Raw genomic sequence first — 26,906 nt, forward strand, 5'->3', positions numbered from 1 at the left:
GGCGTCGCGACTCATTTGGTATGACGCATCACGGACCGCACCTCACATCCTTTAGCGCGATCGCCCCATGCGCGCCAACGCCACCATGGCAAACCCCGCACCCAGTGCCACGTAAGTCGATGCCAAGGCGCGCTTGCTCAAACGCGCTTCGTATCCCGGCGTGAAGCGTTTAGGGACGACATGGTAATCCACGACATAAGCAGTGACTGACGTTGCAATCGCGGCAGCAACGACATCACGCGGACGCGCACGCGAAGTGCACAGCGTTTCGAATAGCACGCCCCAAAAAACCGCGCTGCCCAGATGGATGCCAGAACCGACGGCGGTAAATCGAACGCTGGGCGCCTCCTCCTTTGGCGCCTGTTCGGGCCAGATGCAATGCGCGACAGCGTTCATCGCCGAATAAGGACGATGCCCGGATTTCGACGCGCCCGCCGCTGCGACATGCGCCGACGCCACACCCGCGCTTGCGCCGGAGAACATCGCGCGCGACAAGGTTTCGATTAATCTGGAATGCATACTTTCCGTTGAGCTTTGAGAGTCGTTAGCCAAGAGCAAAGGCTATTCCGCGTGCCGTGAGTTCTGATCACGACGGGGTCGCGGCACACCGATTGCGAACGTCCAGATACTTCTCGAGCGATCGGTGCTTCTCGCTGAACGCTGAAGGAAAAAGCTGCATGACGGATTCAATGGCACGGCGGTTGCTGTAGTACTCACAAGCCGACGCCATGCCAGTCCACGCGGCTGCATGAACTCGGTTCCCCATTCAACGACTCAACTCGGCCCTGTCCCCGGCCGTTCAGCCAGCGCGAACCATGCGCTGAGGCTCGCAGCAAGATGACCGCAAGTGACGCAACAACGTCCTCTCGGTCGCCGCGAGATCGACAACTCATCTAAAACCGAATGCGTGCGCTCGTCCGCTGCAGGACGGCGCTCGCTGTTACAAAGGAGTGGCTGATATGTTCGTTCACAATAAGCGTCTGCAATACACCGTCCGCGTAGCTGCGCCGAATCCTGGTCTTGCCAATCTTCTGCTGGAGCAGTTCGGCGGGCCGCAAGGCGAACTGGCGGCGGCATGCCGTTACTTCACGCAAGCTGTATCGGAAGACGATCCGGGCCGCAAGGACCTGCTGTTCGATATCGCCACCGAAGAACTGAGTCATCTGGAAATCATCGGCTCGATCGTGGCCATGCTCAACAAGGGCGCAAAGGGCCAACTCGCCGAAGCCGTGCAGACCGAAGCCGAGCTGTATCGCTCGATGACCGGTCACGGCAACGACTCGCACACGACCGCTCTGCTCTATGGCGGCGGACCGGCGCTTACGAACTCGGCCGGTGTGCCTTGGACCGCGGCTTATATCGATACGATCGGCGAACCGACTGCCGACCTGCGCTCGAATATCGCGGCTGAAGCACGTGCGAAAATCGTCTATGAACGCCTTATCAACGTGACCGACGATCCGGGCATCAAGGAAGCGCTCGGCTTTTTGATGACGCGTGAAATCGCGCATCAGAAGTCCTTCGAAAAGGCGCTGCATTCCATTCAGCCGAATTTCCCGCAAGGCAAGCTGCCCGGTCAGCCGGAATTCACGAGCGTGTACTTCAATATGTCGAAGGGCGATGACGCGCGCGGTTCGTGGAATGAAGGCGGCGACTGGAAGTTCGTCGAAGATCCGCAACCCGCAGTCGATGGCGGCGATGGCACGGCTACCGTCGGCGTGTCGAAAGAAGAAGTGGATGCGTTGCAGGCAATGGCTACGCGTACTGCATCGGACCCATCGAGCGACCCGACCACCGGCGCCGATCTCGGCTCCGGCATGGCAACGGCCGCAACCTCGAACTAAGCTGCATTAAGTAGTAACCGCCGGTTCTGCGGCTAATGCGGTGCGGAACCGGAACGAAAAGAGCCGCTCGATTGCGGCTCTTTTTTCCCTCGTAATTCATTAGGATCACCAAAAATGTCTACTGTTTCATCAAAAGGAACCGTTCGCGTTCATCGTAGCCCGATCGATTGGGTCGCTGGCGCGCTTGTCATCATCGGTGCATTGAATTGGGGGCTGGTTGGACTGCTGCAGCTCGATCTCGTGGCGGCGATCTTCGGCGTGGCCTCGCCGCTATCGCGGATCGTCTATGTGCTGGTTGGCATCGCCGGAATTTACATGCTGGTGCGCGCCTTCATGCCGGCACGCGAGCATGGATTGGCCAAGCTTTAAAGACAAATCGGCCCCGCTGGCTGCGCCATGCGGGGCCGACATTCAAATGCACGAATCCGATTAATTCTGCACGCCCCAGCGGCGCACGGTGACACGCTCGACTGTATCGAACACGAGATGCTCGACAGCAAGACCGATCACGATCACCGCTGCAAGTCCCGCGAACACGCGATCCGTGTAAAGCTCGTTGCGGTTCTGAAAGATGTACCATCCAAGGCCGCCCTTTCCTGAACTCGCGCCGAAGACAAGCTCCGCTGCAATCAAGGTCCGCCACGCGAATGCCCAGCCCACTCGCAAGCCGGCAAGAATCGACGGCAACGCGGCAGGCACGAGAATCAGGACCACATGACGCAAGCCCGTTAGCCCGTAATTGCGGCCTGTCATGCGCAAAGTCGAAGGCACCGCCTGAAAACCCGAATAGGTGTTGAGCGCGAGCGGCCACAAGACCGAATGCACCAGCACGAACAACAAGCTGCCCGTGCCAAGGCCGAACCACAACAACGCCAGCGGTAACAGCGCGATGGACGGCAACGGATTGAACATTGCCGTGAGCATCGACAAGATATCCCGGCCGATGCGCGTCGAGACCGCAAGCGACGTCAAGACGAACGCGAGCGCCGCGCCGAGCAAATAGCCGCGCAACAGCACCGACATTGAAATGGCAACCTTGTCGATGAGCTCGCCCGAGATGATCCCCTGCACGAACGCAACGGCCGTTGCGCTGAACGTCGGCAGTAAAAGATCGTTATCGACGAAGCGCGCGGCGATTTCCCAAATGCCGATGAGCACCAGCGCAATCAGCGTCTTGCGCAGCCACGACGTGTCCGCTATCCGCCGCGCGAGCGGCAGTTTGACTTCGCTTTGATACTGAATGTCCGCGGGCGCGGCAGGCTCCACTTCATATTCCGGGCGTACCGGCGGTGCGGCGAGATGCGGCGTGCTCATTGCGCGGCCTCCTCTTCGAACAGCAAGCGATGAATGCGCGCGACGCTCTGCTGAAACTCCCCGCGACCCAGACTCTCCTGCGTATATTGATGGCTATTCAGTTCGGCGCGCACGCGTCCCGGATGCGGCGTCAGTAACAAGATGCGATTGCCGACGATCAACGCCTCTTCGATCGAATGCGTGACGAACATGAGTGTGAAGCGCTCATCGCTCCACAGACGCAGCAACTCTTCCTGCATGCGGCGGCGCGTAAGTGCATCGAGTGCGGCGAAGGGCTCGTCCATCAGCAGAATGCGCGGCTGCATGGCAAGCGCGCGTGCGATCGCCACACGTTGCTTCATGCCGCCCGAGAGCGTATGGGGATAGGCATCCGCGAAACGCGACAAGCCCACCTTGTCGAGATAATGGAGCGCGCGTTCGCGTGCCTCGGCGCGACTGAGCTTGCGCGCGACGCGCAGCGGAAACGCGACGTTTTGCAGCACCGTCTTCCACGGCGGCAACTGATCGAATTCCTGGAACACGACGATACGATCCGCGCCCGGCCCCTTCACGCGCTCACCGGCAATTTCGATACTGCCCGACACCGGTTCGATAAAGCCCGCGACGGCCTTCAGCAAGGTGGATTTGCCGCAGCCCGAAGGGCCGAGCAGCACGAAGCGGTCGGCGCCGTAGACGTCGAAGCTGACATCGTGCGTGGCCCGCACGAGCCTTTCGGGCGTGCGGTATTCGAGAGAAACGTTCCTGGCCGACAGCAGCTTGTCGCTCGTCCCGGCTTCGGGCTGGGGGTCGCGCGGATAAATGGCTTGGGGATTCGCCGCCATGATCTTATGCCTGAATGCAATCCTCAAGCATAGTCAGGGCGGCACGTTCGCCTAACCAATCTTTGCGAATATGGAAAGCAGTCAGCGCGATATCAACTCGATATCAACTGCCGCCGCGCGTCACGGGATCGTCGAAAAAGTAGTCTTGCCACGATTTGGGATCGTTCTTGATCGCGCCCACGCGATGCATGAACCGCGCGAGCGGAAAGGTATTCTGCGGCTGGACCTTGAACTGCACCGCAGGGTCCTTGATGACCTTGAGGAGCAGATCACGGTCGAGCTTCGCGTTGTTCACGCGCAAATAGATGTCGGCCGCCTTCTCGGGATTGGCGGTGACGAAGCGCGCCGCATCGTTGAGGCCATCGACGAAAGCGCGATACGTCTTCGGGTTCTCATTGCGGAACTTCTCCGTTGCATAAAGCACGGTGGCCGAACTTGGCCCACCCAGCACGTCATACGAGTTGAGCACGATATGCGCTTTCGGATTGCCCGCGAGTTCCTGCTGCTGGAACGGCGGATTGCCAAAGTGCGCGTTGATTTCCGTGCCGCCCGCGATGATGGCCGCCGCCGCGTCCGGATGCGGCACCGCCTGCGTGAGCTTGTCGAGGCGATCGTACTGCTTGTCGCCCCATTGCTTGGCCGACGCGAATTGCAGAATGCGCGACTGCACCGAGACGCCCACGGCCGGCACCGCTATTCGATCTTTATCGCTGAAATCGGCGATGGTCTTCACGCGCGGATCGTTCGATACGAGGTAATACGGCAGATTGCCAAGCGACGCCACGCCCTTCACGTTCTGCTTGCCGTGCGTGCGATCCCAGATCGTGAGCAACGGACCGACGCCTGCCGCCGCGATATCCACGGAGCCGGACAACAACGCGTCGTTGATGCTCGCGCCACCCGAGAGCTTGGCCCAATCGACCTTGATATCGACGCCTTGCTTCTTGCCTTCCTGCTCGATGAACTTCTGATCGCGCGCCACGTTGAGCAGCAGATAAACCACGCCGAATTGCTCGGCCACGCGCAACGTGCCTTCCGCCTGCGCGGTCGCCGAACAGCCCAACGAGACGACGAGCGCGGCGGCGAGCGCGCGCAACGAACGCTTCCCGAAACGAGAATGCATGTGAGAAAACCCCGTGAAATAAGCGCTCAGAACGGCGCGTCGCCTTCAATGGTCGTGCGATACAGCTTGCGGCGTTCGTCGTCGGGCGTGCCGGCGGCCAAGTGCATGACCGAGCGGTTGTCCCAGAACACCATGTCGTGATTGCGCCACTCGTGGCGGTAAAGAAACTCCGGCTTCACGCTATGCGCGAAGATTTCGTCGAGGAGCGCGCGGCTCTCGTCTTCCGGCATGTCGATGATGCGCGTGGTGAAGTGCTCGCTCACGAAAAGCGCGCGACGCCCGTTCTCCGGATGCGTCCGCACAATGGGATGCACCACCGGTTTGACCTGCGCGATTTGCTCGGGCGTCAGGTTCGGGCGCCACGGACTGCGTTTCTGCAACTCGGCGTATTTGGCAAGATAGGTATGCTCCGCGCGGCGTCCTTCGACTGCGCGACGCAGATGCTCGGGCAACGTATCCCACGCGAGATGCTGATTCGAAAACAGCGTATCGCCGCCAACTTTCGGCAACTCCTGCGCATGCAGCAGTGAGCCGAGACTCGGCGTTTCCTTGTACGAGAGGTCCGAGTGCCAGAAGTGCCCGGCATCGCCGAGACCGATCGGCTTGCCGTTTTCGAGCACGTTGGAAACGATCAGCACTTCCGGATGCCCGGCGAGCGCGAACTGCTTGAGCACGTGAATTTGCAGCGGCCCGAAGCGCTTGCTGAACGTGACCTGCTGTTCCGGCGTGATGCGCTGGTCGCGAAACACGAGCACGTGATGATCGAGATGCGCGCGATGAATGCGCGCGAAATCGGCTTGCGAGAGCGGCTTGCTCAGATCTAGCCCGATGACCTCGGCGCCGAGCGGCGCGTCGAAGGCGCGAATTTGAATGGATTCGTCGATGGATCGATCGGCGGCTTGGGGCAAACTTTCGAGGGTCGTTGCGAGGGTCGTCACGATGTTCTTGAACGGCGCAAAGACAGCCAATCTACTTCGTCGCAGCCGTGCCGCCAACGAACGATCCGCGATTTGCTTATTCCCTTTGGCGCTTAACGCCTCAGTCGAACGGCAGTTCCACTTGAATCGGTTCGATGAAGCCGCCGTCCTCTCCGCGCACGCTCAACGCGCTCACGCGCACGCCGAGTAACCGCAGCCGTCGATCCAGCGTAATGCGCTTTACGCATTCGGTAGCGGCGCGGCGAATCTCGACGGGGTCGTCGGTGGAAACGGGAATGGTCAGATCGCGCGTGAGCGTGCGGAAGTCGTCGAAACGCAGCTTGATGCCGACCGTCCGGCCTACGTAACCTTTGCGCTGCAGGTCGTCGGCGACTTTCTTGCACAGCCCCGTGAACGCCTCGGAGAGCTTCGCGCGGTCGTTCTTCGGATGCAGATCGCGCTCGAACGTGGTCTCACGGCTCATCGACTTCGGCTGCGAACTCACGACCACGGGCCGATCGTCCTGTCCCTGCGCGATACGCGCGAGCCATGCGGCGTAAGTGCCGCCAAAATGCGTCTGCAGAAATCCCAGGTCGGCGGCGGCAATGTCACCGACCGTTACGATACCGAGCGCCGCCAGCCTTTCGCTCGCCTTGGGCCCGATGCCATTCACCTTGCGCGCCGCGAGCGGCCAGATGCGTGTGGGGAGATCGTCCATCGTCAGGATGGTCAGGCCGTCGGGCTTGTCGAGCTCCGAGCCGATCTTCGCCAGCAGCTTGTTCGGCGCGATGCAGATCGAGCACGTAAGCCCGGTGGCTTCGTGCACCGCGTCCTTCATGCGCCGGCCGATGCTCGCGGAATCGCCCGGCATGTCCGTCACGTCGATATAAATCTCGTCGATGCCGCGATTCTCTATCTGCGACGTGAACGCCGCGACGGCTGTCTTGAAAAGCCGCGAGTAATGGCGATACGACTCGAAATCCGTGGGCAGAAGAATGGCGTCGGGCGCGAGTTGCGCGGCCTTCATCATGCCCATGGCCGAGAACACGCCGAACTTGCGCGCTTCGTAAGTGGAGGTGGTGACGACACCGCGCCCCGCGTAATCACGCAGTTTTCTGAAGCGGCGCGTGCCGTCGGCCAGCGTCTCGGGAATGGCATTGCGTCCGCCGCCGACCACCACCGGCTGACCGCGCAGTTCGGGATAGCGCAGCAATTCGACGGAGGCGAAGAACGCATCCATGTCCAGATGCGCGATACGGCGAGGCGTGGGCGTGGCGGGCGTGTCCATTGCCTAGAACGGACGCGTGCCGACAAGGCCGGAAGACGACGACGTGCAAAGGACGTGGCTAAACATGCGCGGGCGCGAAGAACGCGGAAAATGCGCATACTGTACATTCATACAGTGATTCGCGCTAGTCTGCCTTATGTCCCTAGCGGCGCTCGGCGCAAATCCGCAGCCCGGTCAGCCAAGAATGCTTAAATTGCGAATCAGGTAGTCATTGAACATCGGCACGGTGAACGCGATATCACCATGGGACGGACTGTAGATCATGCCTTTGTTGATGATCTGCGCGCGGCGAGGACCGAGACTCTGCGGGGTTTCGCCGAGCGCGTCCGCAACGTCGGACGAACGATAAGGGCCACTGCCTAATTTCGCCATGGCAATGACGTATTCGCGTTCCTTGGGCGTTAGGCGATCGAAGCGAACTTTGAAGAACCCTTCGTCCAGACGCTTGAGCGTTGTCGACTCGGCGCGCCTTGCGTCGCTTACGGTAATCGCGTCGCCGACGGCGAGATTCCAGGACTGATGGCCCCACTCCTGCAGAAAGTAGGGATAGCCTCTCGTCTTGAGGAAAATCTCTTTCAGAGCAGCATCGTCGATAACGGCGCCTTCGTCGTTCACTGGTTGACGGATCGCTGCCTTGGCATCGTCCTCAGGCAGAGCACCGACCTCCGGGTAGTGAAATAGCCGCTCCGCATACGATTTGGCTTGTCCCGACAGGGCCGCAACCTGTGGCAAGCCGGCGCCGAAAAACAGCACCGGCAAGCGCGCCTGGTTGATCTTGTGCAATGACACGATGAGAGCGGCTAAGTCTTTTTCGCTTAGGTACTGGACTTCATCGATCAGGAGCGTCCAGGCTTTACCGGCAGCTTTAGCGGCCTCGCCGATACGCACGAACAGTTCTGGAAGATCATTCTCGAGGTCGCCGCTGTCCGCGACTCCTACTTCGGGATCCACCGCGATCGAGACATCGCCATATTCCAACTTGAATGCGGAGGCAAACGACCTCAACGCTCGCAGCGCGTCGTAAGTCTTCGCCTTGGCATTGGCGGCGACGGACAGTTTTCGAAGCACTTGATGCATGCGTGGCAGCAGTTGCTCACCCAACGATTTGTTCTCGGGCGCCTCGATCATGGAAGTGACGTGGCCACGCTGAATAGCGAGCGCTTCGACTGCGTTGAGCAGCACGGTCTTGCCTACGCCGCGTAAGCCCAGGAACATTTGCGAACGGCTGGGCTTACAGAGCACCGCGCGTTCAATGGCGATACGTGCGTCCTCGATGATTGCTTCGCGCCCAGCGAGTTCGGGCGGCTGGCTACCGGCGCCGGGCGCAAATGGGTTCCGAACCGGATCCATGACTATGACTCTATAACAATATATAGCGTAGTATATCTCGACTACCTTATACTTTCCTATATTTCGCTAGATAGAGCACGTGGCGCTAGCGGCCTGCGGTTGGAGGCGCGACCGCCCTCACGACTCGCGTACGTTAATCGTCTACTCCGGAACCCGCTTCTCCGCCAACGCCCGGCGGCAATCCTCCAGAATGGGCCGCACCACGCCCGAATTGAAGTTGAGGTCTTCGCTGTCCAAAATCTCTTCGACCGCTTCGCGCGCCCAGTCGGATTCGAGGATGGCGCAATGTCGCGCGGCAAGATCGCGTGCAATGGCAGAGAGTTTGGCGATAGCAAGCCAGTCGGCTTCGCGCTGATGCCGGTCGAGCCACTTGCGCGCGGCTTCGACATGAAATGACGGCGCGGGCCAGTCGCCGTTGAGATAGTACGCACCGAGGCTGCCGCACGTCAGCCAGCAAAGCAGTTCGACACGGTCGCGGGCACTGAGAGTACGAGGCACTTCGTTCATGGCGGCGTTCACGAGAGACGTTCGACTGAAAGGGCAAACGCGCTGCTGTACATCCATCCTTGTGTGAAACCTGTGTGAAAGAAGATACCACGCGATGGTGCGACGCGGCAGCCCATTCGCGTGCGCTGGCGTACATGTTTCGCAGGCTCAACTCTGTGCTGGCGACTGCATGTGCGAGCCATCATTCAACGCTAATTCGCGCGCCTTATTCTGGTTTCCATCGACGAGCCATACTGAATACCGAACGCAGGCCGTCGCCAACCGTCCGCCTAAGGAGCGCATCATGTTCGAACGTCTTTCCAGATTCTTTTCCGCCACCGACGACCATTCGCACGACGACTACTTTGCCTCGTCGGGCGATCACGCCGAACTCGAACGCCGCATGCGTCAGGTCGAGGAAAGCGACCACGCGTACAGCATGACCTTCTGCGGATCGATCCCCCGTCGCCCCGACGACCCTTACGCGTGACACGCCCTCACTTCGCTTCGTCGCGTCCCGCCTGCCCCAGCATCACGGTCCAGCCGAGGCCGCGCACGTTGCGGATCACCGCTGCGCCGAACTTTTTGCGCACCGAATGGATGATCACGTCGACAGCGTTGCTTTCGACTTCCTTGCCCCAGCCGTAAAGCCGGTCTTCGAGTTGATCGCGCGAAAAGATGGTGCCGGGCCGCTCCATGAGTGCGTGCATCAGCGCGAACTCCTTCGCCGACAGCACGCCGGATGTCTCGCCGCACGTAAGCGTGCGCTGGTCGAGGTTGAGATTGATCGATTCGTCGCCGAGACGCGAGGTGGCATAACCCGCCTTTCTGCGCAGCACCGCGCGGATGCGGGCCAGCAGTTCGGGCGTGTCGAAGGGCTTGAGGAGGTAGTCGTCCGCGCCGAGGTCGAGCCCTTGCACGCGCGTGTCGAGGTCGTCGCGAGCCGTGAGGATCAGCACCGGCGTCGCGTTGCCCGCCGTGCGCGCACCACGCAACACTTCGAGGCCAGACATGCCGGGCAAGCCGAGATCGAGCAGTACTACCGTGTATTCAGCGGCGTCCATGGCCTCGCGGCCCGCCTGGCCGTCGCGCACCCAGTCCACGGCGTAATCGACGTCCTTGAGGGCGCGCATCAGGCTGGTGCCGATCTGTACGTCGTCTTCGATCAGTAGGATTCGCATGTTGAGTCCGCACACCGCATTGACGCGACCAAGCTGACGCGGTCATCACCCACGCGCAGCACGCGATCCCATTGTAATAGGCACAAAACAGCGCGGCCATTCCTTTTAAGCGGTGGCTGTCGCGGCGTTTGCCTCGGTAGCCACGCCGCTTTCCTCGACCGGAAAGCCAATCGAAGCGACGATGCCCGACCGCCCGTCATCGCGATTCCGAAGTGACACATCGCCACCGTAGCGCTGCGCGATCGCCTTCACGATAGACAAGCCGAGCCCGCTACCCTCGATATCAGGGTTAGCCCTGAAGAAGCGGTCGAATACGCGCGGCAATAGTGTTTCCGCAATGCCCGGCCCCGTATCGACGACATCGACCCATACCATGTCGCGCTCGCACCGCATACGCAAGTCGATGGTGCCGCCATCCGGCGTATAGCGCACCGCGTTCGAAACGAGATTCTTCACCGCCATGCCGATATCCGTTTCCACCGCGCGCACGTGGGCCTCGACCATCTCTTCGGCGCCGATATCGAGGCCGCGTTGCAGCGCAATCGGCAGGACATCGGCCACGGCGCTCGTTACGACCGTGGCGATATTCACCCGCGTGAGCGGCGTCGCGCCCATCGGGGCATCGGCGCGCGCCATGCGCAGAAGTTGCGTGATGAGGCTGCCCGCGCGTCCAATGCCGCGTCGCAACTCGCGAAAACGCTCCTGATTGCCCGGCGCGATGTGCGGCGCGAGATTATCGGCCTGCAATTGCAGGGCCGTGAGCGGCGTGCGCAGTTCATGCGCGGCATCGGCGATGAACTTGCGTTCCGACTCGATGGATTGCGCGAGGCGCTCGATCATCGTGTTGATCGAATGGATGAAGGGCGCGATTTCGGCGGGCACGCCGGAGGTGGGCAACGGTTCGAGATTGGCGGTATCGATGCCCTGCACTTTCGCGCCAAGGCGTTTGAGCCTGCGCAGCGAGCGGCTCACGACGAGCGCGACCGCGATCCACACGAGCGGCAACAGCACGACGATGGGCCAGAGCGTCTGCGTCGCGGCCTCACGCGTGAGTTCGCGGCGCACGGCGTTGCGCTGCGCCACTTGAATGGTCATGGTCGGATCCTGACGCGTGAAGACGCGCCATGATTCGTCGTTGACTTGATAGCTGCCGAAGCCCGCGGTTGCGTCGCGCGGAAAGCGCAGAGAAGGATCGGTCGTGCGAAACGGCGTGGCTTCGTCCGGCTTCCACACGACGACCACGACATCGCGATCGTCCTGCGTGCCGCGCGCGGGATTCTGCGGAATGCCTTCGGCGAAACCGTCGCGCATGCGGGTCGCCACTTGTTCGAGGCGCATGTCGAGCAGTGCGTCCATGCCGGTCCGGCAAAGATGATACGAGCTGATGCCCTGCAGCAAGCCCACCGCGCTGACGAGCAGCCCGAGCGCGACGACCAGTTGATTTCTCAGCGATTTGATCATGTGAAGACGCATCGAGATGAAAAGACGCGGACCGGCTGGCGTCTCGATTCTACTAGCGGCTTTCGGCGGCTTCGGACTTTTCGATCTTTCGGCGCGGGGTTCTGGCATCGACGTGCTAAAAAAGAAGCGCCGGTCCGGGTCGGAGCCGACGCTCGAAGCTGAGGAGAACGAGGATGTGAACCAACCTTCTGTCCACGAACCCAGCGTATACCCCGATAGTTAGAGAAAAATGAGGACGAAGAGTCGGGCGAAGCGAGCAGGCTTTTTCAGCAGGCGCTACCATTGCAGTCGACCGCTTCATCATCGACTTCATCGGCGATGCCGCCCCGCCGCACAACGGCTGATGCAGCTTCGCCTTGGCCGTATCGCCTTCTTCGTGTAAGCCCGCCTGTTGCCGCGCGCCGTATCCGCCTCGCGTGGCGGCGCCATTCCTTTCATGGAAACGCATGCCACAAGCCAGACAAACCGTTCGTCCGCTCGTCATTGCCGCCGTGATGGCGTCGATGGCAATGGTCGCGATCGAGGCCACCATCGTCTCCACCGCGATGCCGCAAATCGCCACGCAACTCGGCGGTCTCGATCTCTACAGCTGGGTTTTCTCGTCGTTTCTGCTCACGCAGACCGCGCTTACCGTGGTGTTCGGCAAGCTCGCCGACCTTTATGGACGCAAGCCCGCGGTGCTCGTGGGCATCGCCATCTTCTTGATCGGCTCGGTGCTCGCGGGCTTTGCCTGGTCGATGCCCGCAATGATCGTGTTCCGCTTGCTGCAAGGCGTGGGCGCGGGCGCCATTTTGCCGGTGGTGCTGACTATCGTCGGCGACCTTTACCCGGCGCATGAACGCGGCAAGGTGCAGGGCTATTTGGCAAGCGTGTGGGCGGTATCGGCCGTGCTCGGACCCATGGTCGGTGGTCTGCTCATCCGGCAGTTCTCGTGGGCGTGGATCTTCTGGATCAACGTGCCGATCGGCTTTCTCGCCGCGCTGCTGTTCGTCATGTTCCTGCACGAAGAGAAACGCCACGGCCGCCCGTCGATCGACTTCGCTGGCGCGTTCTTTTTCACCGCCGCCGTCGCCGCGCTGATGATGGCTCTGACCGATGCCGGCCACGCCAGCAACACGCGTGTGGCCGTGGAAGTGGTGGTGCTGATTGCGAGCGCGTGCCTCTTCGTTTGGCAGGAACGCCGCGCCGCCGACCCGATGATCAACTTCGGCCTCTGGGCACATCGCCCGATTGCAGCGGGCAACGCGGCGACCCTGCTCGCCGGCATGGCGATGATGGGCCTCACCACTTTCCTGCCGATGTACGTGCAGGGCGTGATGCATCGCTCACCGGTCGAAGCCGGCTTCACACTCACCATGATGATGGTAGGCTGGCCAAGCGGCGCCACGTTCACCTCGCGGACGTTCGCGCGCATCGGCCTGAGGCGGCTTCTGATCGGCGGCGCGTTCTTCATTCCGCTTGGCTCGCTGCCGTTCGTGTTCCTCAACCCGGACATGAGCCCGGTGTGGGCGGGAATCGGCTCGGCGGTCGTCGGCTTCGGCATGGGCGTGACGAGCGTCTCGTGCCTCATCCTGATTCAGGAGATCGTGAAGCCGCACGAACGCGGCAGCGCGACGGCATCCAATCTCTTTGCGCGCAATCTCGGCAACACGCTCGGCGCGGCGGTGTTCGGCGCGGTGCAGAACTACGGTCTAACGCATGTGACCGGCATGCCCGCCGTCCACGCGGATCAGTTGAAGCGTTTGTTGACGAGCGTGCCGGGCGACTTTGCAAGCAATAACGAGATCCGCCTTGCACTGCACCATGCGCTGCATCTGACTTTCACCGCGATGTTCTTCGTCGCGCTCGGCGCGGTCGTCTCCATGCTCTTCATGCCCGCCGTGAAGATCAGCCCACGGCGCGAGACCGTGCTCAGTCCTGTGCACGAGTGAGCGGACTGTCCTCCTTATCCTTGGGCGATGTACCCGCGTTATCGCCGTTGTCCGCGGGTGCGTCGTCCGATGCGATCGTCTGCACGGTGACGCATTGCCGCGAAGCCGTACCGAATCCCCTGGCGAGCGCATAAGAAGCGGCAAGCGACGCCGCGATGAGAAAGATGATGCCGAGTTTGCGAGTCATGTGAGTGCTCCATGAAGGGTTATCGAAATCACTTCACGGGCCTTCTCTCACTGCCTGACGGTCGCGCGGCCTCCTGAAATGTGCCTGCAGTCTAAGCGCGCACGCCCGTGCTGAAATCCCCTCTAAAGCGCGGATAATATTGGGTGGACGAAATCCCGACAAGAAGCGGAAGCAGCACACGAAGGGTTAAACTGCTGGCGCGCACGCGGCGTTTTCATGTGTCGAAAACACCGCTGCATGACGAACGCGGATTTTCGAACACATCGCGGTCGTTGCGTTTGCAACTTCTCAACCTGAGCGCCGCCCATCAGAACCATGACTACCTTGCGCACTGCCAGGCCAGCGGAACCGGCGTCCGACAAGCCGAATGACTCGACTATCGAAGACGAGCGCTATCACACGCTTGTCGATGCCATCGAAGATTGCGCGATCTTCATGCTCGACCTCAATGGCTGCATTACCACCTGGAACACGGGCGCGCGCAAGATCAAGGGCTACGAGGCGCACGAGATTATCGGTCAGCATCTGTCGCGTTTCTATACGGCGGATTCCGTGGCGCGGGGCTGGCCCGAATACGAGCTGAAGGAGGCGTATGCCACCGGCCGTTTCGAGGACGAAGGCTGGCGTGTTCGCAAGGACGGCACGCGTTTCTGGGCCAATGTCGTCATCACGGCGGCGCGCGACACGCGTGGCGAGATCATCGGCTATGCAAAGTACACACGCGATCTCACCGCGAAGCGCGCGGAGGAAACCAAGCTGCGGCTTTCCGAAGAACGCTTCCGCCTGCTCGTCGAAAGCGTGAGCGACTACGCCATTTGCATGTTGAGCCCGGAAGGCGAGATCGAAAGCTGGAACATGGGCGCGATGCGTATCAAGGGATATCTGCCGGCGGAGATTCTCGGCAAGCACTTCTCCCTCTTCTATTCGCCCGAGGACATCGCCGCGAACGTGCCCGCGTTGCAATTGCAGACCACCATTCGCATGGGGCGCATCGAGACCGAGGGCTGGCGCGTGCGCAAGGACGGGTCGCTTTTCTGGGCGAACGTGGTGATCACGGCGGTGTATGACGAGCACCGGACGCTGCGTGGCTTCTCCCAGGTCACGCGCGACATGAGCGAAAGAAAGCGACTGGAGCAACTCGAAGTATCGTCGCGACGCATCAGCGAGTTTCTCGCCACGCTCGCGCACGAGTTGCGCAATCCGCTCGCGCCCGTGCGCAATGCCGTCGGCGTCATGCAGATGGAAGCGGATATCTCGCCGAGACTCGCTTCGTGCCGCGACATCATCGACAGACAGACTTCGCATCTCGGCCGACTGGTCGACGATCTGCTGGACATGGGCCGTATCACCACCGGCAAGATCGAACTGCGCATGGCGCGCGTGGGCGTGACCGAAATCGTCGAACGCAGCATGGAACTCGTGCGCCCTTTCACCGACGACCGCGCGCAGAGCATCACCACCGAATTGCCGCACGAGCCTATCTTCGTCTTGGGCGATGGCACGCGGCTCGTTCAGGTCGTGCAGAATCTGCTCAACAACGCATCGAAGTTTTCGCCGCACGGCAGCAGCATCCACATCTGCGTGGAACGCGAGCGCAACGCCTTGCTGCTGAAAGTGTCCGACCGCGGCCGTGGCATTTCGCAGAAGGGTTTGACGGCTATCTTCGATCTCTTCGTACAGGAAGATCATTACCTGAACCCAGGCGAAGCCGGGCTCGGCATTGGTCTCACGTTGTGCCGTTCGATCGTCGAAATGCACGGCGGCACCATCTCCGCCGCGAGCGACGGCACCGGTCGCGGCAGCACGTTCACCGTGCGATTACCCTACGCGCCCGCCGACGATGTGCCCATTGCCGGTTTGCTGGCAGCGCCGGCCGCATCGGGGACATTGCGTATCGTCGTGATCGATGACAACGTCGATTCCGCCGACAGCCTCGCCATGCTGCTGCAGATGAAGGGGCACGAGGTGCGCATTGCTTATCACGGCACGGAAGGTATCGACGTCATCCGGCATTTTCCGCCCGCGCTGATCCTGCTCGATCTGGCTTTGCCGGATATCGACGGCTTCGCGGTGCTGCGCTCGCTACGCTCGCAACGGCTCGTCGGACGCGCGATGATCGTCGCGATGACGGGCTTCGGTCAGGAAGGCGACAAGGAACGTTCGGCGCAGGCGGGCTTCGACGGGCATCTGGTGAAGCCCGTGGACCTGCAATTGCTCGACGAGGTGGTGGCGAAGGCGAGTAAGCGCTGACGGGTTCATGCTTTGCCGTGCTTTGCCGCTTTGCCGTGCGAGGCCCGTGCCATGCCGCTTCGTCGCTGCGTTCTGCCACCGCGCGTGGTTAGCCGACCTCGCGCAACGGGAAGATCAACTTCGCCGCAATGAGCCCAAGAGCGCCGCCCAGCAACGTCTCCCACGCGCGCGCGGCGAGCAGCGGTATCGAGTGAATGCCGCTCGCGGCCATCGTCACGATGAGCGTAAAGGCGAAAGCGCCGCACGCAATGTCATAGCGCTCGGGCAGCGCCATGGCGTAGACGATCATCGCGAGGGCGGCCATCGCCCAGATGAAGAGCGGCGCGTGTTCCGCAAGCGGCAGACAAATGAGGCCGACAGGCACGCCCACGAGCGTGCCGTAGATGCGCCGCCGCACGCGCTGTGCCGTGCCGACAGCCGAAGTCGCGACCACGTAGACGCAGGCCGTGATCGCCCACGCCGATTCCGCCATACCGAACGCCGCGTTCAACAACGCCACGACGAGCGCGCCGCTCGCCGCCTGCAGACCCATGGCAAGCGCGGGAGAAACCTGCCGCCGCCAGTAAGCCGGCTCGGACGCGAGCGCGGGCAACACCACCGGATGCTCCGCCGGCCCGCTCAGCACACGCGGCACGATTGCCGCGATCATGCCGATGACGAGCGCGAGCGTAATCGCCCATGAATCGCCCGGTGTCAGGTTCATCGAGTAAGCGACCAGTTGACCGATGTAGAACTGTGAGCCGACGCCCGCGCCGAGTAGGCCGAAACGCTTGAGATAGCCCGCGAGGAACGCGCCCGTGACGAGCACGAACTCCGCGCCGCCGCGCCCCATTTCGTGCAGCCGCGGCCCGAAGAGCGCGAAGCTGAGTGCGCCAAGCGCGGCCGCGATGCACAACACGGCGAGATCGCGGCTCGAATCGGTCCGTGCGCTGCGCGCTTCTGACACGCTTGCCCAAAGCGCGAAGGCGGCGGCCAGCATGCCGACGGAGACGCTGGCAGGCACGTCGCGCGTCACGTCGTGCAAGCCGCCGAGCGCGGCCGCGAGCCCATACGCGGTCATGAGCCGCAATCCCTTGATACGCCGATGCGTGCCCGGGTCCACGCGATCCAGCCAGGCAAGCCCCGCGCGCAAGAAGCCGAGCGGCGGTGCGGCGTCAGTGGTGTCAGTGTGTTGCTCGTCGCTCATGGACATCCGCCACGAAAGGACAAAGGAAAAGCGTGCGCGGACAACGAAGGAGACGACTCGAGGGCCGCGCCTGCAACGCATTCTAGGCGCTGTTTTTTACACGCGCGCGCTTGCGCGCCGGAAGCGGCGTTTCCGGCTTGCGACTGGCCGCATCGGCGATGCAATCCGCGAGTTGTGCCGCCGCGTCTTGCCGTCCCTTGCGCGAACGCTCGACCAGCCCGATCTCGCGATGGAACGTGTCGTCGCCCAGACCGAGCGCGACGACGCCGGCAGGCCACGGGCCGATGCCATCGGACACGGGCAAGAGCGCGACGCCCAAGCCGCGCGCGACCATTTGCGCGATGCCTTGCAACTCGTCCACTTCGATGGCGTCGCGCACCGCGATGCGTTGCTTGCGCAAGAACGTTTCCACTTGCCGTCCGCCGAACGAACGCCGGTCGTAGCGGATGAACGGCGCCGTCTCGATTACTTCGCGCCAGGCGGCGCGCTTCATGGCGGCGGGCGCAAGCAACACGAACGGTTCGGCGACGAGCGTGCGCCAGCGCAATTCGGAAGGTATCGCGAACGGCGGACGAATGATGACGGCCATGTCCGTTTCGCCTGCATCGACCTGTGCGAGCAGCGACAGCGACACGCCCGGCACGAGCCGGATGCGCCACGCGGGCAGCACGCGTCTGAACGCGCCGATGGCATCGGGCAACAGCGCCGCATGCGCCGATGCAATCGCGCCGACCGACAACGCGCCGCCACGCCCGTCGACGCCCTCGGGTTCGGCGAGGCGCGTATAGAGCGCCATGAGTTCATCCGCGAGTTCCAGCGTGCGGCGGCCCGCCTTGTTGAGTGTGGCGGAGCGTCCGGTGCGGTCGAACAAGGCGAAGCCCAAATGCGCTTCGAGACGCTGCATCTGCGCGCTCACCGCCGACTGCGTGAGCCCGATGTGCGCGCCCGCGCCGGCAAAGGTGCCGTGGCGCGCGACCGCAATGAAAGTAGTGAGTTCGCGCAGCATATTCATTCATCGATAATTTTGGGGCTGACTCCCGCAATATATCGTTTTTCAGCACTTTTATTTGTGAATAGAATCTGGGTCAAACGCTGTCGAACCCCACAAAAAGGAGTTGCACCATGAGCACGACTCAGGCCGCCATGCCGCCTTTCCATCTTGCTTTCCCCGTTCACAGCCTTGCGTCCGCGCGCGAGTTTTATGGTGATCTACTCGGTTGCCCCGAAGGCCGCAGTTCACCGGACTGGGTCGATTTCGACTTTTACGGACATCAGATCGTCGCGCATTTGGCGCCCGAGGAAGTGGGGCATCGCACGACGAGCGCTGTAGATGGCGATGCCGTGCCGGTGCGTCACTTCGGCGTCGTGCTGTCGATCCCGCAGTGGGAAGCGTTGGCCGAGAAGCTGCGTGCGGCGAACACGCGTTTTATCATCGAACCGCATGTTCGTTTCAAGGGCGAAGTGGGCGAGCAGGCGACCATGTTTTTCCTCGACCCGTCGGGCAATGCGGTCGAGATCAAGGCGTTTGCCAATATGGCGTCGTTGTTTGCTAAGTAAGATACGGCTTTGATTTGCGTGAGCTGAAGCGCGCAATTTGATGGCCAGTTTTGCATTGTCATAGCGCGTTCATGCGCGCGCTTCTCGATGGCGGATTCTTTTTCGAATTGAATCGCCATGTAAAACGGGACGCCCTTGAGCGTCCCGTTCATGTTTCCAGCGGCTGTTCCGCCGATTATTTCAGACCTTAGTTACCCGAGCCGCTCGCGCTGACCGGTGCGCCTGCGGTGCCGGGCGTGGCCGTGCCGCCAGGCGTGGTCGACGGACCGGGCTTCATCGACGACTGGCTGCTGTGCGTGGCCTTCGAATGAGTCTTGTGCGCGTGCGTCGTGGTCGTTTGGGCGTTGTCGCCTGCTTGCAGGCCCGTATTCGAGCTGGGAGGATTGTCCTGTGCGAATGCGGATGCGCAAACCAGGGCGAGTGCGCCAGCGGCGCATGAAATGGCGATACGCTTCATATCGAAAAACTCCTTTTTGCGGTTGCAAGATGCGATGTCGTGCGGCTTGTGGTGCCTCCTTGCTGCTGCGGTGTTGACACGCAGCGGCAGGTCGCATGTTCTTCATCAGCACACGACATGCCACGGTCTGACGATTGGCAAACAGGAGTGCGATGAGTGAAAGACTGGTGGCCATGGCCTCTCGGCAAAGCCCCACATCCAAAACAATTCGCCCCGCGCGACCAACGTCCACGCAGGGCGATTCGACATCATCCAGACACAACCCATCCTCAATGCCCGACCGGCTCCGTAGCCTTCAAATCGCTCGGCAACGCGGCCTGCGGATGCGCGGCCTGCTTGATGAGCAACGCCACCGCCGAGATCAATCCCGCGACGCCGATCACCGCGAAGATGCCGCCGAAGCTGAAGTGCAATCGCGTCAGTTCAGCCACGAGAAACGATCCCGCGATACCGCCGAAGCGCCCGATGCCCAGCATCCACGCCACGCCGGTGCCGCGTCCCTGAGTCGGATAAAACGATGCCGCGAGCGCGGGCATCGACGATTGCGCCGTGTTCATCAACACGCCAGCAAGGAACACGATCAGCACGAGCAGTCCCACGTTGCCCACCGCCTGCCCGATGAAGTACACGCTCACCGCGGTCAACGCATAGCACGCGGCAATGATGCGGTTCGGGTTGAAGCGATCCATCAACACGCCGCACAAGACAGCGCCCACCCCGCCGAGCGGGAACAACGCGGAGATCAGCGTCGCGCGCTGCGGACTCAGGCCAGATTCCTTGAGGAGAATCGGCATCCAGTTGATCGATGCATAGAAGATCACGAGGCCCATGAAGTATGCGAGCCACAACATGATCGAACCGACGATATACGAGCGCGACAACACCACGCTCACGCCGCCCTGCCCCTGCACCGCGGGCGCCGTCTCCGTCATGAAGAACGATCCTGCGTTGGCCGCCGCCGATGAAATGCGTGCAAGCGTCGCACGAATCTTCTCGGCCGACTTGTTCTTCGCGACCATGTAGCGCACCGATTCCGGCAGGCTGATGAAGAGCAGCACGACGAGCACGAGCGGCGCCACGCCACCGAGCAGCAGCACGCTGCGCCAGCCGAAATGCGGAATCATCCATGCCGCGAGAAAGCCGCCGAATGCCGCGCCCAGCGGAAAGCCGCAGAACATCAGGTTGATGAGCGTCGCGCGGCGCTTGTCCGGGCAGAACTCGCTCATCATGGTGACGGCATTGGGCATGGCGGCGCCGAGGCCGAGGCCCGTAACGAAGCGCAACGCCGTGAGTTGCGTGAGGCTTGCCGAATACGCCGATGCAAAGCACGCCACGCCGAACAGCAGTACCGAGGACAACAGCATCAGCCGTCGTCCGAGCCGGTCCGACAACGGCCCGGAAAGCAGCGCGCCCGCCGCGAGCCCGAACAACGCAGCGCTCAGAACAGGCGCGAGCGCGGGCCGGCTGATCTGCCATTCGGATACGAGCGATGGCGCGATGAATCCGATGGCCGCCGTATCGAAACCATCCAGCAGCACGATGACGAAGCACATCACGAAGATCAGCCACTGGAAGGGCGAAAACGGGTGCTCGTTGATGAACGTCTGCACGTTCACAGCAGGACTTCGGCTCACTTCATTCCCTCGTCGATAATTGGCAATCGTCGTTCGACTAATGTTCGTCAGGCGAACAGCGATTCACATAGCGAACTAATTCATGCGCGAGAGTACTGAAGTCTGCATGCCTTCGCAACGCGGGCTTACCCGTGTATGTCGGTTGCCTTGCGCGGGGCTGTCGGCGTTTCAAGAAACGCGCTGCCCGTTGCGATAAGTCTCGCGCGGCACAGGCAGACCGTCCGCCAGCGCGACGCGCACGAAGTCGGCGCGCAAGCCCGTCACGATGGCCCCACGGTCGGCGAGTCCGGCCGCGTGCGCGGGTGCCCAAGAAACCGTGGCCACCGCGCGCGGCAAGGTCCATCCCGCCTTCTCGACGAGATCGAACACCGCGATGAGCAGGCTCGAAGGCACGTAATCGGACGAGAGGATGTCGAGCAACCCTTCGCGAGCGAGTTCGAGCGCCGACACGTTGCCCGAGTGCGAGCCGCCACGCACGACGTTCGGCGCGCCCATGATCGTGGCGATGCCATGTTCGCGCGCGGCACGGGCTGCATCGAGCGTGGTCGGGAATTCCGCGAGCGCAATGCCGTCGCGCGCGGCTTCTTCCACATGCTCGATGAGCGTGTCGTCGTGGCTTGCAAGCGAGATGCCCAAGCGCTGACAACGCGCGACGATGTCCGCACGATGCGCCGCCGCGTAACGCGCCTGATGCTCGGCCAGTTGCGCGAGCACGTCATTCGCGTGTTCGTCGCTCCACTTGCCGTGACGTTCCTGATACTTGCGCCACTTTTCATGGTCCTGCCACTGGCGCTGACCCGGCGTATGGTCCATCACCGATGCGAGCCTGAAGAGCGGATGCGCGCTCAGTGAATCGAATACCTCGACCACGTCCGTCGTGCCGACTTCGCAACGCAAGTGCAGGAAGTGATCGGCGCGCAAGAGTCCGCGTTCGACGAACTTGCCGATGGAATGCGCGCAACGCACTTGAAGTTCGCGGCCACGCACGCCGTCTTCGGGACGGGAGCCCACACCGAGCGCATCGAACACGGTCGTAATGCCGGCCGAAGCCACTTGCGCGTCATGCACGATGATCGCCGCTTCGTGATTCCACAGCACGCCAGGACGCGGCGCGAGATGCTTTTCGATGTTGTCCGTATGCAGTTCGACGAAGCCCGGCAGCAGATAGTCGCCGTCCCAGTTCAACGCGTCGCGCGTCGCCGTATTTCCCGGCGATACATCCGCGATACAGCCCTCCTCGATGCGCACCGTGCCCGTGAATTCCTCGTTGCGCGTGACGATGCGCGCATTCGTAATCAGCATGTCTGCAATGCTCCGTCTTCGGATGAGTTGACCACTACCGGTGTTGCAAGGCGCACGATGCGGGTTGCCACGCGCTCACGCGTATCTTCGTCGTGAAAGATACCGACGATGGCCGCGCCCCGCTCGCGCGCCTCGACGATGAGATCGGCCACGACGTCGCGGTTCTGTGCATCGAGCGACGCCGTGGGCTCATCGAGCAATAAGACAGGATGCGCCGCGATCAGCCCGCGCGCAATGTTCACACGCTGTTGCTCGCCGCCGGAAAACGTCGCGGGCGCGAGCGACCATAAGCGTCGCGGTACGTTCAGCCTCGCGAGCAGGACGCTCGCGCGCTCACGTGCTTCGTCTTCATCGACACCGCGCGAGACCAGCGGTTCCGCGACGAGATCGAGCGAAGAGACACGCGGGATGGCGCGGAGAAACTGACTCACGTAACCGAGCGTGCTTTTGCGCAAGCGGATGATGTCGTGCGGCTCGGCGTCGGTCAGCACGAGATGTCGTGAAGCGCGGCTTTCGTCGCGAATGGCGATACTGCCGCGCGTCGCGAGATAATTGCCGTACATGCAACGCAGAAACGTGCTTTTGCCGGCGCCTGAAGCGCCCGCGAGCACCACGCATTCGCCGCGTTCCACATCGAGCGATACACCCGCGAGCGCCACGATGCGCACACCGCCCTGCTGATGCAGCGTGAAGGTCTTTTCTATGTCGCGTGCGCGCAGCATTAGCTCCGTGCGCGTGGCGAACGCTTCTTCGTCTGTCATAGTCATCTGTTGCACCTCAAACCGGCAGCACGGACGCCACCAGCGTCTGCGTATAAGGATGTTGCGGATCATCCAATACCTGATCCGTGAGACCGCTCTCCACCACGCGCCCGTCCTTCATCACCATCAACCGATGCGCGAGCAAGCGTGCCACGCCGATATCGTGCGTGACGATTACAGCGGCGAGATGCAGCTGGTTTGTCAAGGTACGCAGCAAGTCGAGCAGACGCGCCTGCACGGATACGTCGAGACCGGCGGTCGGTTCGTCCATGAAGACGAGTCGCGGCCCGGTCACGAGATTGCGCGCGATCTGCAAGCGCTGCTGCATCCCGCCCGAAAAAGCCGAAGGCAATTCGTCGATGCGCGCCGCATCGAGCTCGACACGGCCCATCCAGTCCGAAGCCGTCTCGCGCAAACGGCCATAGTGGCGCGCGCCGATGGCCATCAACGGCTCGCCGATGTTCGCGCCCGCCGACACGTTGCGCCGCAATCCATCGCGTGCATTCTGATGCACGAAGCCCCATTCCGTGCGCGACAAAAGTCGCTTGCGTGGCTCGCTGAGCGTGAGCAGATCCAGCGTTTCTCCTTCACGCGTGGTGTATTCGAGCGCACCTTCGTCGATGCTGCTTCTGAGCGCAAGCGCGTTCAATAGAGTCGACTTGCCCGAACCCGACTCGCCCACGATGCACAACACTTCGCCCGGATAGACCGCGAGGTCCACATCGACGCAACCGCCGCGTCCGTCGTAGCGTTTGGTGAGTCCGCGCGCATTCAAGAGCGTCTTCATTGCGCCGCCTCCTTTGCCTCTTGCTCGTCGCGGCGGCTGTGACAATAGTCGCTATCGGAGCATACGAACATGCGCGCGCCTTCGTCGTCGACGATCATTTCATCGAGAAAGCTCTCACGCGACCCGCACAGCGCGCACGCATGGTCCCACTTCTGCACGCTGAATGGATGATCTTCGAAATCCAAACTCTTCACCTTCGTATAAGGCGGAATGGCGTAGATGCGCCGCTCGCGTCCCGCGCCGAAGAGTTGCAGCGCCGCGTTCATGTGCATCTTCGGATTGTCGAACTTCGGAATGGGCGAAGGCGCCGCGAGATAGCGATCGTTCACCAGCACTGGATAATCGTAGGTCGTCGCAATGCTGCCGTGCTGCACGATATCCTCGTAATATTTCACGTTGATGAGACCGTAGTCCGCGAGCGCATGCAGTTTCCTGCACTCCGTCACGCGCGGCTCCAGCCTGTAAAGCGGTTCGGGCATCGGCACCTGGTACACGAGAATCTGCGCTTCCGTGAGCGGCGTTTCAGGAATGCGGTGACGTGTTTGCACGATAGTGGCGTCCGCGGTGCGCGTGGTCGTTGCCACGCCCGCCGTGCGCGCGAAGAAGCGGCGAATGTTGACCGCGTTGGTGGTTTCGTCGGAGCCCTGATCGATCACCTTGAGCGTATCGTCCGCGCCGATGATCGCCGACGTCACCTGCAAACCGCCCGTGCCCCAGCCATACGGCAGCGGCATTTCACGCGAGGCGAACGGCACCTGATGCCCCGGCACCGCAACGGCCTTGAGCAAGGCGCGACGAATCATGCGCTTGGTCTGCTCGTCCAGATAAGCGAAGTTATAACCTTCGGTCAGCGCGTTATTCATGCCGTCTTCTCCTTGCCGTGCGATGCACGAAGTCGCCGCAGCAATTCCAGTTCCGACTGAAAGTCCACGTAATGCGGCAGTTTCAAGTGCTGCACGAAGCCCGATGCCTCGACGTTGTCGCTATGCGAGAGCACGAACTCGACATCCTGCGTGGGTGAGCCGATGGTCTCGCCCAACTCTTCCGCTCGCAAGGCACGATCGACGAGCGCCATGGCCATGGCCTTGCGCTCCGAATGCCCAAACGCGAGACCATAGCCTTGCGTGAACTTTGGCGGCACTTCGCCGCTGCCCGCGAACTGGTTGATCATCTGGCATTCGGAGATGTCGATATCGCCGATCTCCACGGCAAAACCGAGTTCATCGATATGCATTTCCACGGCCACTTCACCGTGACGAATCTCGCCTGCGAATGGATGGCTGTGCGCGTAGCCGCGCTGCGTGGCGTATCCCATTGCCAGCAGAAAGCCTTCGTCGCCGCGTGCAAGGTTTTGCAGACGCGTTGCACGATCAGCGGGAAACGCAAGCGGTTCGCGCGAGAGGTCGCCCGGCTCCGGTGAATCTTCCTGCGCGCGTTCCTGCTCGATCAGCCCTTCCTTGTTGAGCATCGACAACACGCGCGGCATATCGTTCGTGGCTTCGGCGTGGTCGCTGGAAGTCGTTGCATCGCTAATCACTTCCCCTTCGGCCAGCAAGCTGAAGTCGATCAGACGCTGGGTGTAATCGTAGGTGCCGCCCAGCATCTGCCCGCCCGGAATATCCTTGAACGCAGCGGAGATGCGCCGTTCCACGCACATCGCTGCCGTGTCCACGGGCAAGGTGTAGCCGAAGCGCGGCAACGTCGTGCGATACGCACGCAGCAGAAAAATCGCCTCGACCAGATCGCCTGCCGCCTGTTTGATGGCGAGCGCCGCGAGTTCTTCGTCGTAGACCGAGCCTTCGGTCATCACGCGCGCCACCGCGAGACGCAACTGCTCGCGAATCTGCGCGACGCTCAGCTCGGGCACCTGCAAGTCGCCGCGCCGATGCTTGGCGAGCACATCCCATGAACGTTCGATGGCTCTTTCGCCACCCTTCACCGCGACGTACATCAGTTCACCTCCACTTGCGTCGTGCGCGGCAAGCCGACGAGCGCGCCACCCGCCACGAAATAGCAATCCATGCCGCATGGAAACTGCGCGGTTAGCGCCGCGCGCTGTTGCCAGAAATCGCGCGTGAGTCCCGCAATGGCGACACTGCGCTTGTCTTCGATCCCCGGACCGCGCCACACGAGCGGCTCGCCTTCGGTCAACGAAGGCACGCGAATGAAAAGCGTCGCCGCATCTTCCGGCGTTTCCGGTTCGCCAGACGAGAAGGCATCGAGCGCGGGCAACGCGGCTGCATCGCCGAGATAGGCGAACGCGGCTTCGCTGTGATTCGGCGTGAGCGGCGCGCTTGCATGAAAGCGCAAGGCATCGCCGAATGCGGCGTTCCCGCCTTCGATGAATACAGGCGTCGAATAATCGGCGAGCGCGAGCAGCGACGCGAAAGCTGCAAGCGGCACGCGGTGTGCAAGCGCATCGCGCATGGCGTGATTGTTCGGCAACGCGGCATCGATCGCGACGATGCTGCCCGGACGCGACAACGCTTCCAGCAAAGCGCGAAAGACGCGTTGGGCATCGTGCACCGGGTCGTTGAAGCCGGGCACGAGAGCGGCCATGTCTATCTGCATCATTCCCCTCTCACCATCGTAAAGAATTCGACCTTGGTCGTAGCCGCTTCCGCTTCCTTGCGGCGCCGTTCGTCGGCGAGACGCGCGGCCAACGGTGCGATCACTTCCGTCTGCAAGCGCTGCGCATGCGCGGGCGTCTGCAGCAGCGCGTCGATCAGCGCTGCAAGCTTCGCGCGCTCCTTATCGCGGCCCATATGCACCGCGACACCGACCGGCGCGCTGCCGTCGTCCATATGCAAACGCAGCGTGGCGCGCGTGACGGTAGTCTCGCCGAGATTGAAGGCATCTCCCGAGCCGCCGATGCGCGCCCGCACCATTGCCAGGCCGATATCCGGCGCGCGCAACCAGTCGAAGCGCGGCACACTCATGCCTTCGAGCGCCGCCTGCAAACTCTCGCGCGGCGTGCGCGCCAGCACCGCCATCCATTCGCGGCGGTCGAACGAACGAGCCTCGTCGCGCGGCTCCTCTCTCTGACTCATGACTTTCCCTGATGATTTG

At 62.0% G+C, this 26,906-nt stretch carries 28 protein-coding genes; 6 read left to right on the forward strand and 22 right to left on the reverse strand.

Annotated features, from left to right (window positions below; translation table 11 throughout):
* Positions 1 to 51: 51 nt before the first annotated feature.
* Positions 52 to 519 carry a hypothetical protein gene (locus NCR40_RS19530; protein WP_250510375.1) on the reverse strand — a complete coding sequence of 156 codons (468 nt, stop codon included), beginning with the start codon at positions 517 to 519 and terminating at the stop codon, positions 52 to 54.
* 440 nt (positions 520 to 959) lie between these two features.
* Here NCR40_RS19530 and NCR40_RS19535 point away from each other — a divergent pair, with 440 nt between their 5' ends.
* The gene (locus NCR40_RS19535) at positions 960 to 1,844 is read left to right on the forward strand and encodes a manganese catalase family protein (protein ID WP_244828755.1); all 885 of its coding nucleotides are present in this window, start codon (positions 960 to 962) and stop codon (positions 1,842 to 1,844) included.
* Between the two features lie 114 nt (positions 1,845 to 1,958).
* Positions 1,959 to 2,213: a DUF378 domain-containing protein gene (locus NCR40_RS19540; protein WP_250467503.1), complete on the forward strand. Its 255-nt coding sequence runs from the start codon at positions 1,959 to 1,961 to the stop codon at positions 2,211 to 2,213.
* Positions 2,214 to 2,273: 60 nt separating this feature from the next.
* Here NCR40_RS19540 and NCR40_RS19545 read toward each other — a convergent pair whose 3' ends face one another.
* The 7 genes from NCR40_RS19545 to NCR40_RS19575 all read right to left on the reverse strand — a co-directional run bounded on the left by NCR40_RS19545 (position 2,274) and on the right by NCR40_RS19575 (position 9,164).
* On the reverse strand, positions 2,274 to 3,158 hold the full coding sequence (locus NCR40_RS19545; RefSeq protein ID WP_250510376.1) for an ABC transporter permease: 885 nt from the start codon (positions 3,156 to 3,158) through the stop codon (positions 2,274 to 2,276).
* Entirely contained in the window at positions 3,155 to 3,979 is an 825-nt protein-coding gene (locus NCR40_RS19550; RefSeq protein WP_250510377.1) for an ABC transporter ATP-binding protein, read from the reverse strand. The genes NCR40_RS19545 and NCR40_RS19550 overlap by 4 nt, the downstream gene beginning before the upstream one ends.
* A gap of 103 nt (positions 3,980 to 4,082) precedes the next feature.
* Positions 4,083 to 5,102, reverse strand: coding sequence for an ABC transporter substrate-binding protein (locus tag NCR40_RS19555; protein ID WP_250510378.1), 1,020 nt, complete (start codon positions 5,100 to 5,102; stop codon positions 4,083 to 4,085).
* Between the two features lie 26 nt (positions 5,103 to 5,128).
* A complete protein-coding gene (locus tag NCR40_RS19560; protein ID WP_250510485.1) occupies positions 5,129 to 6,010 on the reverse strand; it encodes a TauD/TfdA dioxygenase family protein in 882 nt (293 codons plus the stop codon).
* Between the two features lie 130 nt (positions 6,011 to 6,140).
* On the reverse strand, positions 6,141 to 7,307 hold the full coding sequence (gene dinB / locus NCR40_RS19565) for a DNA polymerase IV (RefSeq protein WP_250510379.1): 1,167 nt from the start codon (positions 7,305 to 7,307) through the stop codon (positions 6,141 to 6,143).
* A gap of 174 nt (positions 7,308 to 7,481) precedes the next feature.
* The gene (locus NCR40_RS19570) at positions 7,482 to 8,657 is read right to left on the reverse strand and encodes an ATP-binding protein (protein ID WP_250510380.1); all 1,176 of its coding nucleotides are present in this window, start codon (positions 8,655 to 8,657) and stop codon (positions 7,482 to 7,484) included.
* 141 nt (positions 8,658 to 8,798) lie between these two features.
* On the reverse strand, positions 8,799 to 9,164 hold the full coding sequence (locus NCR40_RS19575; protein WP_250467509.1) for a hypothetical protein: 366 nt from the start codon (positions 9,162 to 9,164) through the stop codon (positions 8,799 to 8,801).
* Positions 9,165 to 9,447: 283 nt separating this feature from the next.
* Here NCR40_RS19575 and NCR40_RS19580 point away from each other — a divergent pair, with 283 nt between their 5' ends.
* A complete protein-coding gene (locus NCR40_RS19580; RefSeq protein ID WP_244828762.1) occupies positions 9,448 to 9,633 on the forward strand; it encodes a transcriptional regulator in 186 nt (61 codons plus the stop codon).
* Between the two features lie 7 nt (positions 9,634 to 9,640).
* On the opposite strand, the gene NCR40_RS19585 is transcribed toward NCR40_RS19580, so the two are convergent.
* Positions 9,641 to 10,324: a response regulator transcription factor gene (locus tag NCR40_RS19585; RefSeq protein ID WP_244828763.1), complete on the reverse strand. Its 684-nt coding sequence runs from the start codon at positions 10,322 to 10,324 to the stop codon at positions 9,641 to 9,643.
* 105 nt (positions 10,325 to 10,429) lie between these two features.
* On the reverse strand, positions 10,430 to 11,785 hold the full coding sequence (locus tag NCR40_RS19590) for a sensor histidine kinase (protein ID WP_250510381.1): 1,356 nt from the start codon (positions 11,783 to 11,785) through the stop codon (positions 10,430 to 10,432).
* Between the two features lie 446 nt (positions 11,786 to 12,231).
* On the opposite strand from NCR40_RS19590, the gene NCR40_RS19595 reads away from it, so the two are divergent.
* Complete coding sequence (locus NCR40_RS19595) at positions 12,232 to 13,716, forward strand: MDR family MFS transporter (RefSeq protein WP_250467511.1); 1,485 nt, start codon at positions 12,232 to 12,234, stop codon at positions 13,714 to 13,716.
* On the opposite strand, the gene NCR40_RS19600 is transcribed toward NCR40_RS19595, so the two are convergent.
* The gene (locus NCR40_RS19600) at positions 13,697 to 13,903 is read right to left on the reverse strand and encodes a hypothetical protein (RefSeq protein ID WP_250510382.1); all 207 of its coding nucleotides are present in this window, start codon (positions 13,901 to 13,903) and stop codon (positions 13,697 to 13,699) included. The two genes, NCR40_RS19595 and NCR40_RS19600, sit on opposite strands and share 20 nt — an antisense overlap.
* A 315-nt stretch (positions 13,904 to 14,218) precedes the next feature.
* Here NCR40_RS19600 and NCR40_RS19605 point away from each other — a divergent pair, with 315 nt between their 5' ends.
* Entirely contained in the window at positions 14,219 to 16,153 is a 1,935-nt protein-coding gene (locus NCR40_RS19605) for a PAS domain-containing hybrid sensor histidine kinase/response regulator (RefSeq protein ID WP_250510383.1), read from the forward strand.
* Between the two features lie 88 nt (positions 16,154 to 16,241).
* Here NCR40_RS19605 and NCR40_RS19610 read toward each other — a convergent pair whose 3' ends face one another.
* On the reverse strand, positions 16,242 to 17,339 hold the full coding sequence (locus NCR40_RS19610) for an FUSC family protein (protein ID WP_250510384.1): 1,098 nt from the start codon (positions 17,337 to 17,339) through the stop codon (positions 16,242 to 16,244).
* A gap of 82 nt (positions 17,340 to 17,421) precedes the next feature.
* Entirely contained in the window at positions 17,422 to 18,345 is a 924-nt protein-coding gene (locus NCR40_RS19615; RefSeq protein ID WP_244828769.1) for a LysR family transcriptional regulator, read from the reverse strand.
* Between the two features lie 116 nt (positions 18,346 to 18,461).
* On the opposite strand from NCR40_RS19615, the gene NCR40_RS19620 reads away from it, so the two are divergent.
* Positions 18,462 to 18,896 carry a VOC family protein gene (locus NCR40_RS19620; RefSeq protein ID WP_244828770.1) on the forward strand — a complete coding sequence of 145 codons (435 nt, stop codon included), beginning with the start codon at positions 18,462 to 18,464 and terminating at the stop codon, positions 18,894 to 18,896.
* Between the two features lie 187 nt (positions 18,897 to 19,083).
* Here the strand turns inward: NCR40_RS19620 and NCR40_RS19625 are convergent, their stop codons facing one another.
* The 9 genes from NCR40_RS19625 to phnG all read right to left on the reverse strand — a co-directional run bounded on the left by NCR40_RS19625 (position 19,084) and on the right by phnG (position 26,887).
* On the reverse strand, positions 19,084 to 19,353 hold the full coding sequence (locus NCR40_RS19625; RefSeq protein WP_244828771.1) for a hypothetical protein: 270 nt from the start codon (positions 19,351 to 19,353) through the stop codon (positions 19,084 to 19,086).
* 269 nt (positions 19,354 to 19,622) lie between these two features.
* Positions 19,623 to 20,987, reverse strand: coding sequence for an MFS transporter (locus NCR40_RS19630; RefSeq protein WP_250510385.1), 1,365 nt, complete (start codon positions 20,985 to 20,987; stop codon positions 19,623 to 19,625).
* Positions 20,988 to 21,155: 168 nt separating this feature from the next.
* Positions 21,156 to 22,289, reverse strand: a complete 1,134-nt coding sequence (locus NCR40_RS19635; RefSeq protein WP_250510386.1) for an alpha-D-ribose 1-methylphosphonate 5-triphosphate diphosphatase — start codon at positions 22,287 to 22,289, stop codon at positions 21,156 to 21,158.
* Positions 22,283 to 23,056 carry a phosphonate C-P lyase system protein PhnL gene (gene phnL, locus NCR40_RS19640; RefSeq protein WP_502801004.1) on the reverse strand — a complete coding sequence of 258 codons (774 nt, stop codon included), beginning with the start codon at positions 23,054 to 23,056 and terminating at the stop codon, positions 22,283 to 22,285. Before phnL ends, NCR40_RS19635 begins: the two co-directional genes overlap by 7 nt.
* 10 nt (positions 23,057 to 23,066) lie before the next feature.
* Positions 23,067 to 23,837 (reverse strand): phosphonate C-P lyase system protein PhnK, encoded by a 771-nt coding sequence (gene phnK / locus NCR40_RS19645; RefSeq protein WP_250510387.1) that lies wholly within the window; start codon positions 23,835 to 23,837, stop codon positions 23,067 to 23,069.
* On the reverse strand, positions 23,834 to 24,700 hold the full coding sequence (locus NCR40_RS19650; protein ID WP_244828776.1) for an alpha-D-ribose 1-methylphosphonate 5-phosphate C-P-lyase PhnJ: 867 nt from the start codon (positions 24,698 to 24,700) through the stop codon (positions 23,834 to 23,836). The genes phnK and NCR40_RS19650 overlap by 4 nt, the downstream gene beginning before the upstream one ends.
* The gene (locus NCR40_RS19655; protein WP_250510388.1) at positions 24,697 to 25,788 is read right to left on the reverse strand and encodes a carbon-phosphorus lyase complex subunit; all 1,092 of its coding nucleotides are present in this window, start codon (positions 25,786 to 25,788) and stop codon (positions 24,697 to 24,699) included. Before NCR40_RS19655 ends, NCR40_RS19650 begins: the two co-directional genes overlap by 4 nt.
* Positions 25,788 to 26,411, reverse strand: a complete 624-nt coding sequence (phnH, locus tag NCR40_RS19660; RefSeq protein ID WP_250467517.1) for a phosphonate C-P lyase system protein PhnH — start codon at positions 26,409 to 26,411, stop codon at positions 25,788 to 25,790. The genes NCR40_RS19655 and phnH overlap by 1 nt, the downstream gene beginning before the upstream one ends.
* The gene (gene phnG, locus NCR40_RS19665) at positions 26,408 to 26,887 is read right to left on the reverse strand and encodes a phosphonate C-P lyase system protein PhnG (RefSeq protein WP_250510389.1); all 480 of its coding nucleotides are present in this window, start codon (positions 26,885 to 26,887) and stop codon (positions 26,408 to 26,410) included. Before phnG ends, phnH begins: the two co-directional genes overlap by 4 nt.
* Positions 26,888 to 26,906: the final 19 nt, after the last annotated feature.

It is taken from the genome of Caballeronia sp. GACF4, assembly GCF_023631025.1.
In the GTDB taxonomy this organism is placed as follows: domain Bacteria; phylum Pseudomonadota; class Gammaproteobacteria; order Burkholderiales; family Burkholderiaceae; genus Caballeronia.